This is a genomic window from Sphingobacterium sp. MYb388, from assembly GCF_037479535.1.
GTDB lineage: Bacteria > Bacteroidota > Bacteroidia > Sphingobacteriales > Sphingobacteriaceae > Sphingobacterium > Sphingobacterium anhuiense.
In genome coordinates this window covers 238,753-252,961 of sequence record NZ_JBBGYV010000006.1, presented here as the reverse complement: position 1 = coordinate 252,961, position 14,209 = coordinate 238,753, and the positions used below count along the sequence as shown (strand labels likewise).

The following is a 14,209-nucleotide window of genomic DNA, read 5'->3' as shown; positions in this document are numbered from 1 at the left end:
AATATAATAGGAAAAGGAGATCATATGATCTCCTTTTTTAGTTTAATGTAACGGGCATGCTATAACGTTTTAATTTTTTAAAATTAATGCTACTTTTGTTGAAAGACCAAATCACTATCATGCGTAAAATCCTATTTTTAAGTTTTATTTTTTTCTATTCTTCTGTCTTATTCGCACAGAAGAACCTGATACCGATGCCTCAGCATTTGGAGATATCAAAGCAAGGTTCCTTTCCTTTAAAAGGAAATCTAACCGTTGGAGCAGGGGCATTTGAGACCCAAGCAAAATATTTGGCTAATCAATTAGAAAGCTTATTACAGACGAAAGTTACTCTTAAAAAATCGGGACCAATCCGATTTCAGAAAATCAACAATACTGTCTCGGAAAAGCATGATTATTATGAATTAAAGATAGGTCCTAGTGGTGTCTTCATAGCTGCTTCTACAGAAAGTGCCGCTTTTTATGCTGTTCAAACTTTGTTGCAGCTTGTGGAGGAGAACCAAGCTAGTGGAAGTATTCCTGCTTTGGAAATTAAAGATTATGCGAAGTTCACTTATCGTGGTGCACATCTTGACGTCAGCAGACATTTTTTTACTGCCGATGAAGTGAAATTATTTTTAGATTATTTATCGCGTTATAAAATGAATAAGTTTCACTGGCATCTTACAGATGACCAAGGATGGCGTATTGAAATCAAAAGTCATCCGAAGCTTACTGCTATCGGAGCATACCGTGCAGTAACAGATGATGTGAAAGATTCTAAATTAACAAAAGATGGTCGTTACGGTGGGTTTTATACACAGGAGCAAATTAAAGATGTTGTTGCCTATGCAAATAAACTACATATTGAAATAATCCCTGAAATTGAAATGCCAGGTCATGCTCAAGCTGCATTGGCTGCATATCCTGAACTTTCTTGCACTGGAGGTCCTTTTCAGGTAGGAACAACCTGGGGTGTTATGGATGATATCTATTGTCCTAAGGAGGAAACTTTTGCGTTATTGGAAGATGTGATCGATGAAGTTGTTACACTTTTTCCAAGTCATTATATTCATATCGGTGGCGACGAGGCACCTAAAACAAGATGGAAAACCTGTGCACATTGCCAGGAAATGATTAAAAAAGAAGGATTAAAAGATGAGTTCGAGTTGCAATCTTATTTCATCAAACGGATGGAAAAATACATCAATGCAAAGGGTAAAGATATTATCGGCTGGGATGAAATTTTAGAAGGCGGTCTGGCTCCAAATGCCACAGTTATGAGTTGGACAGGTATTGAAGGTGGTATTCATGCCGCAAAGACAGGACACGATGCCATCATGACTCCCGTCAGTCATATGTATCTGGATTATTATCAGGGGAATCCGCAATCTGAACCGTTGGCTTTTAATGCTGAACTTCGCTTGGATAAAGTGTATAGCTTCAACCCGATACCCAAGGAGTTGAATGCGCAAGAAGCAAAGCATATCTTGGGACCACAGGCCAATATGTGGACGGAGTATATTACAAATTTTAAACATGTTGAATATATGTTGTTTCCTCGATTGTTGGCTTTGTCTGAAGTGGCATGGGGAACATCAAAACCGGAAGCGTATAAATCTTTCGAAAACAGGGTGATTCATGAGTTTACTTATCTGGACAGAAAAAAAATCAATTATAGTAAAGCTATTTTTGAATTGAATGGTAATATCGTTTCCAGAGACGGAAAGATGTATTATGAATTGTCAACAATCAAAAATGATAATACGATTCGCTATACTACAGATGGAACAGCACCGACTGTTCAAAGTGCCGTTTATAAGGAGCCTGTTGTAGTGGATAGAACAATGACCATCAATGCTGCAAATTTTAGTGCTGCACGTATGGTCGGTTCGGTCCTGAAGCAGGACTTTGTAATCAGTAAATCTACTGGGAAATCTGTTCAACTATTGCATGAGCCAAATGAAGCATATCAAGCTAACGGTACAGCAACATTGGTGGATGGAGTTTATGGAAATAAGCAGTATTTTAAGAAAAACTGGTTAGGATTTAATGGTAAAGATTTAGTGGCTACGATTGATATGTCTGAGCCAGTTTCATTTTCAAATGTGGAACTGAATGTCGTTGATCAAAATGCGAGTTGGATATACTATCCGCAAGCTGTTAAAGTTTATATTTCTCAGGATAATCAAAATTTTACTTTAGTAAAAGAGGTGGGAAAAGAAGTGATCGCCGTATCTAAAGGGACCATCAAATTGTCGTTTGAAAAGCAGACTGCTAAATTTGTTAAAGTTGAAGTGCAACATCTGAATAAGATTCCTGCAGGATCTGGTGGTGCGGGTTCGCCGGCTTGGTTATTTGTTGACGAGCTGTCGGTGTATTAGTATTTATCATACTTAATAAGCCCTGCAAAAGAGTTGCTTTAGGACCTGTTTACAGTTTCATAAAGCAACTCTTTTCCTTTATTTGATGCAAGATTAAATGTGCATCATCGTATTATGCTCCATTATTTAGTTTGCGGATCAATTCAAACAATTTAAGTTTATCTATGGGTTTCAAAATGTATCCATCAATGAATGGATAGTCTTGAATTTGTTCCCTATCGGTCCTGCTTGTTGATGAACTTATGATGTAAATGTTCATAAGATTTAAAAAGTCATGACCAAACTCTTCTAATTTATCCATCATTTCCCAACCTGTCATAAAGGGCATGTTAATATCGACAAATATTATTTCTGAAGAAGGATCGAGATTTTCCTTTTTATTTTCAAAATACTCTAATGCATCTAGCGCATTTTCAAATAAGTTGATCTGTAGCGGAAAGTCTGGAAAACTCTTGATCATGTTACTGAAAATAACGCGTAAAATAGCATTATCATCGACAAGGGTGACAGTTCTTATTTTTATAGTATTGGTTGATCCCATTTAGTTGTTTTCTAAAAAATTTACTAAAAAAGTAGTGCCGTTATTTGGCTTGCTAATAACATCGATCTTACCTCCTAAAGATTCAATCTGATAGCGTGTGATGAATAAACCTAGGCCTTTGCTATCAAAGCCACGATGAAAAACTTTTCTAAACATAAAGATTTGCGATTTGAATTTGGGTAGGTCAATGCCTATTCCATTATCTTGGATGCTCAATAAGGTTGAATTATTCTGTTGATATGTTCTGATATGAATTTGTGGCTGAACACGGGGAACGGTGTATTTTAGTGCATTGCTAAGCAGATTATAAATAATACTTTCGAGATATATTCTAGAGTATTGCAAATACTCAATCTCAAAATCTGTTGTCAGGATCACTTTTTTACTATATATCTCTGCTAAAAATTGATCATATACCTTTTTAAAAATTGTAGGCAAATGACAGTTCACCTTTTCTATGTTTCTATTTTGACTAATTTCTAATATCTCTGATAGCTCTTGCAACGTATCTGTTAGACTGTTGTTACTACTTTTCAGTAGTCTAAAATATTCTTTGTTAACTTCTTTTCTGTTTTCATCTTTCAGTTCATCGATGAGCATATGGATATTGCTTACGGGCTCTCTTAAATTATGGGCTACAATATGATTAAACTCTTCCAACTGGCGCACTTTAGTTTCCAGATCTATCTTGACAATTTCGATTTCCTTTTTTTGCCTTTCTAAAATTTCAAGATTCTTTTTACATTCCGATATGTCCTGTAGCTGAACAATAAAAAAAGATACTTCATTACACTGATTATGTACTGCCGAGGTGGTCACTGAACACCATACATAGTGGCCGAGTTGATGGCGATACCGTTTTTCTAATGTGAAACTGTCCATTTCTCCCTTTAACAATCGTTGACGTTGTAGATAATCATTATTGATATCGTCAGGGTGTATATAATCAAAGAAGTTTGTGCAGTATAATTCTTCTTGCGAAAAGCCTAAAATTTTACTGAGGATATTATTTGCATCCAGGCAGTAACCTTGTGTGTCGGTCAAGGATATCCCTAATCCGGAGAAATGAAAAGCTTGATTGAATTTATGTTGATTATATCTAATTTTTTCAAGCGATTTAATTTTTTGGGAAATATCGGAGACAACAACTGCTACACGATCTTTTGTAGTGCGTATGGGTTTAATTTTTAATTTGAACCATCTACCTTTATGCGTATCAAAAGGAGAAGGAAATTCCATATGATAAACCTTGTTATAGGTTAACGCCTTATTGATCAATGGTAATGTTTTTTCGGCCATTTCCGAAGGAAATAGATCTGCAATATTTTTGTTCAAAAATTGCTCTGGTTCATAAAATAATAAATCCGGTTCGCTGGTCCAATAGTTTTTGAAAACTCCTTCTTTGGTTACTTCAAATACAATATCATCGAGCGATGTTATTAGAAGTTGTAGTTCTTGTTTGCTATCTAGTAATTTTTTGTTTTCATTGACGAGTGGGGAAACATCCTGAATGCTGATGAGCATGTGGATATCAGGTCTATCTGGTATTAATTTAGAGCTAAAAGAAAGCCAGATCAACGTGTTATCTTCTGTTGTGATACCATAGATTATATCACGCTGTACCGCACCAGTCTCCAATGTCTTATTAAATGATAATTCATTGGGATGTATTGGATGTTGACCTTCTTTGCTGTAGAAGGTCAACGCCTCATGCAATTTTTTATGTGCTATTTTGTCAAAAGGTAATAGGGATTTAGCCTGATTATTTAATGCCAAAATATGCCCTTCATAATCAAGCGCAACTAATCCTTCAAAACCTAAAGTTTCTAGAAATATGTTTTGTTTGTCCAATGCTTGATTGTGAAATTCCATTCGCAATTCTAGTTGAGAAAACCTGTTTTTCTAATGTTAATGCATGCAAATGTGCACATTTTCTTGAAATTTAATGGCAACACTACCTATTCACATGTATATTAATCGTCTGATATGCTATACATAACCCATATTTATTTAATTTTTTCTAACCAAATACTGTTTAACCAAAGTTGTTGATTTCCACCTGTCTGGAACGTGATCTTTTGTTTACCTGTTTGACGAATATGAAATGTACCTATGGAAGTGTTCACAAACTCATCGGTGTAATTATTCTCGTTCGGTTCTACTACCATTTTTCCATTTGGTGTTAGTTTTCCTGAAGCTGTTTGATTGCTTGTTTGAACCTTAATTTCTACCGGATCTGTATTAGGATTATGTGCAGATACATCTATTTTATAAGTTCCTACTTCAGGAAAATCTATCTCCCAGACAATGTTTTCTCCAGCTGTTTGAATATGGTTAGGTTTTTTTCCGTCATAACGAATTACTTTTAATTGTTCTCTGTTTTGTGCATTAGTACTATTTAAAGCAAAACCACCAAAAGTGGACTCAGCAACGATATCTTTATCCAGTTGCAATGGTTCATTGTAATGGATTACTATGGTAGATACATAGTTGTCTGTTTGCTTATTGGGAAGATTTACATGCAGGATGCCACCAATTTGTTCAAATTTTAAGTTCTGATGATCTGTCGTACCTTGAATGGATATCTGTTCCGGTTTAGTTTTAATTCCTGATATCCGCAACACGCGATCCAGTGGCCAATTAAACACCTGAGCATATACATTTGTTTGTTTTCCTGTAGTTTTGGTTGTTAAATACCCCCAATCATGCTGGTTGGCTCTTAGATCTAGACCAGTTGCCCCATAGATACTTTCTCCATGTTTATTGAGCCATTTACCGATATCTTCCAGTCTTGATACACTTTCATAAGGTACAGTACCATCTGCACGAGGTCCAATATTTAAGGTAAATCCACCGTTTAGGCTAACATTTGAAATCAGCGAATTGAAGATTTGACTGGTTGATTTCCATTCATTTTCTTGACCGTTGTAGCCCCACGAATGTGCAATGGTACCTGGTGTTTCCCACGGATGTTGAATGTATGAGGTTCCAAATTGATTATCGCCGAAGGTTTCAAAATCAATATTTTTCTCATCCGTAGGTAAACCTAGTCTTGAATTAATCAGGCAGTTGGGCTGTAAGGTATGAATAAGCTCCACAACCTGTTCAAGCTGTTCTTTTTTAATTATTGATTTTTGATATGGAATCCACATATCAAACCACATAAGTGCGATATCGCCATAGTTTGTTAAAAGTTCACGTAATTGTGGTATTACTTTTTCCTGCCAATACTGATTGTACTGGGTGTCGGTGACATGTCCTGTGAGTTCCTGATTATGATCCCAGGCATATGGGTGTTCCCAGTCAATCCAATGTGAATAATAAAAACCTAGCTTCATGTTATGTTTTTTACATGCCGCAGCTAATTCTTTGATGATATCCCGATTGCTCTCACTTAATTTGCTAAGACTATAATTCCCAATTTTGGTATCCCAGATGGCTACACCGTCATGGTGTTTAGTCGTCATGATGATATATTTCATGCCTGCTTTTTTAGCAAGCAGTACCCATTCTTCAGGATTGATCTGATCCCATACGAAGCGCTTCGCTAACTCACCATATTCATCTTTAGAAACCCGGTTTCGATAGCGGAGCCATTCCGCATAATTGTTGATATAGCGTAGTTTTTCGCCTTTCCACAATCCTTCTGCACCACTGTATAGTCCCCAGTGTATAAACATCCCGAAGCGATCATGACTAAACCATTTGGTTTTAGGATTTTCCTGAGCAAAAAGTGTACATGTTAACGTTAAGAATAAAGAAATAGTAATTGAAATTCTTTTCAGATTTTGTAGCATAAAGGTTTCAGTTCTTATGTCTTACTAATATAGTGAAAAAAATCTTACGTAGGGCTAGTGATAGATGATTTTGGCTACTGTTTTATCGGCATTTAGGAGTATAGATTTGCTTTTTTTGTTCCTTACTTCTTGTTTAATAGGATAATAACTATATGTAAATTATACCTGAGGACCTCATATATAAATTGAAAACGCACCGTTACACAAACGTAGGTTCCTCTCTTTTAATTTTTAGGGAGCAAACGAAGATCAGATGATTACCAGATTATGTCTTTTAACATTACTTGTTCAGTGTTTGTTCAGTGCTTGCTCAGTGATCACTCAGTGTAGACTGTATCAATAATGACTCATTACTGTCTAAAAATTGGTTAAAAATTGGTATTAGTTATCATATGGTATTAGGATGTTCCCGTTCTAACTTGATTATCTATAAAACTAATCAGGTAATTCAGACAATCTTTTGTCATCCTAGATTGCTTTTAGCACATCAAATTCGTGGAACCGTATGGTGAGTTGTTCATCTTTATCCAAGAAGAGCTCCGGATCAAGTTATAAGTAGTCTTCCAAATGATTTTTTTCATTGAATTGAAATCCAACTAACCGTTTGAGAATTGCGCGTTCCATAGACATATTTCCGGACAATTGATCGGGATTTGATTGGAGTGCCCGATACACTTGCTTATTTAGCCTGTTGATCATCTGTGAGTCGTAAAGATTCTGGTGAATCTCTGTAAAGCCAAAGTTGAACTATGTAGCTGTAAAGTATAGATGTTATTGTGATTCATACCTTTTGTATAGATTTAATATACAAATAATTTTATATTACAATATTTAATATATATTTGTATATTAAATCTATACTAATTATTTATTATTAAATCTCTAATTATGCAACTTAACACCCAATTATTGGTCGATCGATTGGTTCAGCGGATTGATTTAGATCGTATTTTTTTGTTTAATTTTCTCAATGATAGCGTCGAAAGTCCACATCTTTTATTAGTTGTTAATCCTATAAAGGGTATCTCTGTTCAAAGTATTGAACCTATTATCCGCCTCTGTATGGCCGATATGCCCGATATTCCATTCCATGTGATCTGGACAGGGGAGTGGAGTAATCAGTTGAAAAAAGGAAGCCTTTATTTTACGTATGCTTCTTTGCCTGCACACCTGCTTTATCAGGCAGACAGCAAAAAGAGCCCCATTTTAGGGGGTAAGCTCGTGATCAGTTTAATGGAAATGTCTCATGTAGACTATGCTAAAGGCAAAAATTTAGCCGATGAATTTATGTTCGCATGTTACAATTTTCATTCTAAAACGGATTATTTTCAAGCAACTGCCATGTTGCATCAGTTTATTGTGTTGCGGTTAAAAGGATTTCAAACCATGGCGGGTGTAACGATTGGTAAAGCACAAAATCTGGAGCATATTCTTAAACTGATGCGGGGCACTTTACCTGGACTTTTTAAGATTTTTACTTATGATGCCCATAGTACACCTTTGTTGCGGTTATTGGATACTTGTCATAGTTATTTGAAGAAAAAGGATCGTCTCGATATTTTAGAAGAGGAATTTGAGTTTTTACTGGCGCATTGTCAGGCATTTGGTCAGGCTTTGGATAGTATGGTTGATTATATTTGGAATGGCGTAGCGGTATATATTAAGGAGAAGAGTGATCGTGCTGCTGCTGTATCGGTAGCTAAAGATACTGTTGCTATTATGGCTAAAAAATCTCATCCAATAGTTTCAGGGCCTGCTACATTGGAAAATTTTTCAGGTTTTCCATGGCCACAAAAATATAAGGATGATGCTAATTTACTTCTTGATAAGTTGTATTCAGGCTGTCATCCAGAACAGATCTTATTGGTCAACTATCAAACTGACGGCTTTTCACATGGTAATCCTTTTCAAGAGCGTGTTGCTCAAGAGGAGAATGGTGTCAAAGTTGAACTTTTTCTGGTGGTGCTTACTAAACGGAACTCACCCTATACATTTCAGATTAGGAAAGTGGGTGATGTTCGAGCATCAGTTGTATTTCTTGATTTGCCTTATGTGGAAAAGCAGTTGACTCTTGGAAGCCGGTTTGTGAGTGTTGTCTGGCAGAAGTCTTGGATTTTGCGGCAAAAGTCTACTTTCAATTCTAAATTGGTACCTGTAGTAGTAGATTGGTCTGCAAAATTTGAGAAAATTAAAATCATATCAGAAAATGCTGTTGTTGTGATGCGTAATATATTGATGACGATAACAGACTCTCCACTATTGATGGCAGATACGGCTTTGTTGCTATTGCGCGAATTGTACACTATTGGTATACAGACCTATCTGCGATGTGCTGTGGGATATATCCCTAAAAATACTGATTTATTGGATCTCATGGAGTGGTCTGCTATTGCCAGTGCCGATGTAATACAGGGTATTCTGAATGATAATGAACTCGATATGTTGATTCTTTCCATCATTTTGAAACCACAGGAGATCTGGTGGAAAAGTGCGGCAATGGATATGGATGATCAGCATAAAAATTTAATCATAACGCGTGCTCGTGCTGTGGTTGAATTGTATGAGCGACTGTTAAAATCCGTCGTTCAATCTATAGAACAGCGTATTGAGCAAGTTAGCTAAGGAATAAACAACAAACAATAAATTTATGGGAATTAATAAAGTACAGGATAGCCAAGAGCTCTCCTTAGCCACTGCTTTGCCTAAACGGAAGTCATCAGAACCTTTTCAGATTCCTTGGGAGGATGGAGATCCTTTTAAAATGGGAAGGGAATATCTTTTACAGTTTTGTAAAAGGAAGTCTTTTGGGATCGATTATTCCGGGCGGATAACAGTTCATGTAAATGGTATACCTCCACATTTTGAGATTCGTAAATCTGGTGTGGAGGAGGTTGTTCAGATTAAAGTAAGTCGTGATTATCTTGAAGTTAATTGTAGTTGTGGGAAAAAGGCAGAGGGACTTTGTTCACATGAAGCCCGTTTTCTTTACGACAAAATACCAGATAGTAGGGATCTTTACTTTAAAGGGCTTTATCCCAAAGTTCTGGACGAACTCTTACCGTGGCAACTCAAGATGCTACATTTTGAAATAGAAGATTTTTACGGTAGTATCAATTTAAAGATAGGCAACCATACTACATATGGTAGGATGTTTAAAGTAATGGGGCAGTCGTCGAATGATGAACAAAGAATCCAGATTCCAGATAGTCATATTATCGCGGACATGCCAGCGGAGAAGAGTGATAACGTTAAGTTTTTTGTTCCGCTCAATTTTTTGGCTTTTGGAATCCCTGTTGTTTTTCCATTTAAATCCAGGAGTCCGAATTCCGATTCTTTTACAAAGAGTTATTTGTTTGATGAATTACAGACCGTACTTTTCTTGAGCCCAAAAGATGGATACCTAGAGCGTTTCTGCAAAAGAATTGTCTCTCTTATTCTGGCTGATAAGGCTTTTAAAGAAAAGAATCTAGGTAGTTTAGATTTTTATAGTCATTATCGTAAGAACCAACAACAGATACTGCAGGTCTGGCGCGATCTATTATCGGATCCAATATTTAATATTAACCTTAATTTCGTCAGTACAAATCGATCATATCAATATGCTTATCAGATCAATTTAAGTAGAACTTACGGCCTACATAGTGCTCAGGTTTTGCTGGCAGCAGATCGATTAACAATAAAAGCACATCTTTATGATGAAGACGTTTATCAAAAGCTCGTAGTGGAGGTATATGTAGATGGTATTCTTCTCGAAGAACCTACTTTTCTTGATTTTAAAAATTGTTACTTCTTAAAAATCAGGGATGCTCAGGTGCTTTTTATCGATAATCTTGAAATGGAATATCTGTTGCGCCGCTTTCGGGCTTTTGACTTTATTGTCACGGCTCTGCCGGAGCAGTACGCTGATTTTTTGACGGATTTGGTTGTTCCGTTGAGTAAATCTTGTTCTCTTGAGATTCACTCTCATCAGGAGATAAAGAGGAGACATGTTCTATACGATCCTGCGTTTAAGCGGATGCTGACGATTCGTGAGATAGATAACTTTCTTCATCTGGAGGCACAAGTTGTATATGAAAATATAGGAACTTTTCCACTGAAATGGGATGCTAATTTGGTAATTGCACCGAAACAGGAAGACTTTACTTATTTTATGCGCGACAAGATAAAAGAGGAGGAATTTCGAACTTTTATTTTGCAACAGCATCCCTCTTTGGCATCATCTATGGCTGATAGTAACTGGTTTATCCCGATTGATTTACTTCAGCATCGTAGTTGGTTACATGATTTTATTGATAAGTGTAAGTCGGAGGATATCTTGATTGTACTTGAGGATCTTCAAGTTGGTACTTCCTATTATCAACATCAGCTCAATTGTACGGTACGGAATATTCATTTTGAAAATAATCAATGTGCAATTCTGTTGGCTCTTAAATTTGGCAATCAGGCTATGACAATCTCTGATTTTGAAGATCTGATTATGGAGGGACAGCAAGTATTCCGATTGCCCGATTCTTCTTATGGAATTATAACGAAAGAGGTTCGACATCTCTATAAGCCTTTATTTTTAAGTTCGGTTCGGGATGAAGACAGCTTGTTGCTCAATACGGTACAGCTTATTTCGTTGCAACCTAATTTGGAAAAGATAGATCCTAAAATTATTCAAGGGAGCATCCGAGAACGCCGGGAGAAATTGATGAATATGGATGAGATTCCTTTATTGGATGTTCCTGATACTGTGTTGGCAACTTTGCGTCCTTATCAACAGGTTGGATTTAGCTGGATGGCTTTTTTGAATGAGTTTGGTTGGGGTGGTCTTTTAGCGGATGATATGGGATTGGGTAAGACCCTGCAGGTAATTACTTTGCTAGAGTATTATTATCATGCAAATCCTCAAGGTGCTCCTTCTCTTATTGTATTGCCCAATACGTTGTTGTTTAACTGGGAGCAGGAATATCAAAAATTTGCGCCGAACCGTCTGGTTCGAGTTTATCATGGGAAGTTACGAGCGCCTGTTGCGGAGTTAGAAGCGGGGACTGTCTTGTTGACGACATACGGTACGTTGATGACGGATGTGGAAGAGTTTGAAATGACGACATTTAGCTATCTGGTTATGGATGAGTCGCAGGCTGTGAAGAATCGGAATTCAAAGCGTTTTGAATGTTTGTCTGAGATAAAAGCATCTTATCGGACCGCGATGACGGGTACGCCTATTGAAAATGGGATTCAGGATATCTATTCACAAATGATGCTGGTCAATCCTGGTTTTTTTGGTAATTATCGAAATTTTAATAAAACGTATAAAGGTGTTAAGGATGAAAATCTTGTACAGGAAACTGTGGGAAGCCTTCAAAAGGTGATCGCACCTTTTATACTTCGCCGCACTAAAAAACAAGTGGCTCTTGATCTTCCTGAAAAAACAGAAACTGTCCTTTATATGGATATGCTTCCTGACCAAAGGAAGGTTTATGATCGATATCGAAAACTTTTTAAGGGGGAATTGAAAGAGAATCTAAAAGGAAAAGATGCATCGAAGTCTAAGTTTTTGGCTATTGAGGCGCTCAGTAAATTGCGGCAGATCTGTAATTCTCCGAGCTTGATTAAAGGGGAGGTGTTAACGAGTTCTTCAGTGAAATTGGATTATATCGATGAAATTTTGGATGAGGTTGTGCCAGGGCATAAGGTTTTATTGTTTTCTTTTTATACGTCTATGTTGCAATTGGTGGGAAAACGAATCGCTGAAAGGGGTATAGATTATGCGTATTTGGATGGTAAATTGAACCAGGTGGATCGGCAGAAGGCGGTGGAAAGGTTTCACAATGAGGATGATTGCCGGATCTTTTTGATCAGCTTAAAAGCTGGTGGTACGGGGTTGAACCTGACGGCGGCGGACTATGTCTATATTTTGGATCCTTGGTGGAATCCTGCCGCAGAGGCGCAAGCGATAGACCGTTGTTACCGCATCGGTCAGGATAAACATGTGATGGCTTACAAAATCGTGTGTAAGGATACGGTGGAAGAAAGGATCTTTGAGATGCAGGCGAGTAAAAGGAGTGTGGCTGACGGATTGATTTTGGATGAAGCGAATCTGATGAAATCGTTGAGTAAAGATGACCTGCTGAAATTATTTGAATAACTATTATAAACTTAAACTATGAAAAGTGATATGATGATTAAGAGTTCCTATTCAGGAATGATGTATTCGCACGATTTTCAATTGTGGTATACATACTTTAATCGGAGACTAAAGTTAGGGTGGAGTCCTCAGGATCTTTCTTTTTTATTAGGTAAGCCTGATCATGCTTATCTGGATTTTGAAAAATTATTTGAGGTTTCTAAATTTTTATTATCTCAATCTATTTTACTGGATCGCATTTATGCTTGTTCGGAAGTTGTGCCGATGGAATTTTTTAGGGAACCGTACGAAGGTTCTACAGAGCGTATTGTTCGTGTTAAAGTAGTCGAAGATGAGATTAAATGGTATTATAAAATCGAATTAGGCTGGACGTTTCAGCGGGGTAAAGATAAACCTGCTACTCCTTTGCTTTCTCTAGAAGAATGGAAGCCGGAAATTAATCTTCTACTGGAGTCTGATGCCATGATTCATGTGCGCTCTAGATTGGAAGGATTGTTCTCGAGAGGGGAATTTGAAGAAGGGAAATCGTCATGGGAATTATTTCAAAATGTGCGGCATACGGGTTTGTCGAAATTGATCATTTACCCGAGACACTTGAAAAACTGCTTATATCAAATGATTCAGCAGGGAAAAATAGTGGTGCGCATTGTAGATGATCGTTATTGTTTTAGTTCTGTGAAATAAGAGTGATTTAATATGATAGAATTATTTAAAAGTGACAAGGAGAAGCATCGTTTTTCTTCAACGATGAAGTATGCAAGTTCGATCTATTTTTTGCTGTTGCATCGAATAAGTTGCGATTACAGTCCTGAAGAGCTTTCATTTTTATTAGGACAGGATGATGACTTTGTATATCAATTAGAGCGGTTTAAGATATCTATGAGTAATCTAGAATTGATGACTCACCTAACTTGGGTTTTTGAAAAAAAGGAGCTAAGTTTTGAATCTTATGATGACAAAACCAGTTATGAGTTTGAACTTGGGGTCTGGGTGGAGAATGGGGTGAGATACTACCAAATGGATTATTTTATTAATGCAGTTGAAAGCATTTCTTTTTTTAGATTAATGGAAAATCTAAATATCAAAAGAATTGAAGATGCTGAAAGTCCAAGTTCATTTGAACGGGGTGTATGCCAAACATTTTTTGAAGCGATATTGTCCACCGATTATTTTAAAAGACCTAGGACAGCTAGACAAATCAAGGATTGCCTTGACGGCCATTTGGAGGATTATAAGATTCCTGTTATTTATTTTAAGAGAGAGTTGGATTTGCTCTGGGGTAGGAAGGGAACTGCTCCTCTAAAAAGAAGCAAAGCAAATAGCTATAGTTATCGGTATAGCCTGCATAAATAAACGGAAGTTATTATTTTTTAAA

The 14,209-nt window shown here is 36.8% G+C and carries 9 protein-coding genes; 5 read left to right on the top strand and 4 right to left on the bottom strand.

The features are described 5' to 3' along the window. Nucleotides 1–119 precede the first annotated feature (119 nt). Nucleotides 120–2,363 (top strand): glycoside hydrolase family 20 protein, encoded by a 2,244-nt coding sequence (locus WH188_RS18865; protein WP_339424489.1) that lies wholly within the window; start codon nt 120–122, stop codon nt 2,361–2,363. A gap of 112 nt (nt 2,364–2,475) precedes the next feature. Here the strand turns inward: WH188_RS18865 and WH188_RS18860 are convergent, their stop codons facing one another. The 4 genes from WH188_RS18860 to WH188_RS18845 form a co-directional block, all read right to left on the bottom strand. After that, the gene (locus WH188_RS18860) at nt 2,476–2,904 is read right to left on the bottom strand and encodes a response regulator (protein WP_339424488.1); all 429 of its coding nucleotides are present in this window, start codon (nt 2,902–2,904) and stop codon (nt 2,476–2,478) included. Further along, the gene (locus WH188_RS18855; protein WP_339424487.1) at nt 2,905–4,776 is read right to left on the bottom strand and encodes a PAS domain S-box protein; all 1,872 of its coding nucleotides are present in this window, start codon (nt 4,774–4,776) and stop codon (nt 2,905–2,907) included. A gap of 134 nt (nt 4,777–4,910) precedes the next feature. Further along, nucleotides 4,911–6,701 carry an alpha-L-fucosidase gene (locus WH188_RS18850; RefSeq protein WP_339424486.1) on the bottom strand — a complete coding sequence of 597 codons (1,791 nt, stop codon included), beginning with the start codon at nt 6,699–6,701 and terminating at the stop codon, nt 4,911–4,913. A gap of 549 nt (nt 6,702–7,250) precedes the next feature. After that, complete coding sequence (locus tag WH188_RS18845; protein WP_168128289.1) at nt 7,251–7,400, bottom strand: hypothetical protein; 150 nt, start codon at nt 7,398–7,400, stop codon at nt 7,251–7,253. A 189-nt stretch (nt 7,401–7,589) separates the two neighbouring features. On the opposite strand from WH188_RS18845, the gene WH188_RS18840 reads away from it, so the two are divergent. Genes WH188_RS18840 through WH188_RS18825 form a run of 4 tightly spaced genes read left to right on the top strand, consistent with a single transcriptional unit; the run spans nt 7,590 to nt 14,187 of the window. Beyond that, nucleotides 7,590–9,323 carry a hypothetical protein gene (locus WH188_RS18840; RefSeq protein ID WP_339424485.1) on the top strand — a complete coding sequence of 578 codons (1,734 nt, stop codon included), beginning with the start codon at nt 7,590–7,592 and terminating at the stop codon, nt 9,321–9,323. A 25-nt stretch (nt 9,324–9,348) separates the two neighbouring features. Further along, nucleotides 9,349–12,834 (top strand): DEAD/DEAH box helicase, encoded by a 3,486-nt coding sequence (locus tag WH188_RS18835; protein WP_339424484.1) that lies wholly within the window; start codon nt 9,349–9,351, stop codon nt 12,832–12,834. 18 nt (nt 12,835–12,852) lie between these two features. Further along, entirely contained in the window at nt 12,853–13,518 is a 666-nt protein-coding gene (locus WH188_RS18830; RefSeq protein WP_021189871.1) for a hypothetical protein, read from the top strand. A gap of 12 nt (nt 13,519–13,530) precedes the next feature. Then, entirely contained in the window at nt 13,531–14,187 is a 657-nt protein-coding gene (locus tag WH188_RS18825) for a hypothetical protein (protein WP_021189872.1), read from the top strand. Nucleotides 14,188–14,209 lie beyond the last annotated feature (22 nt).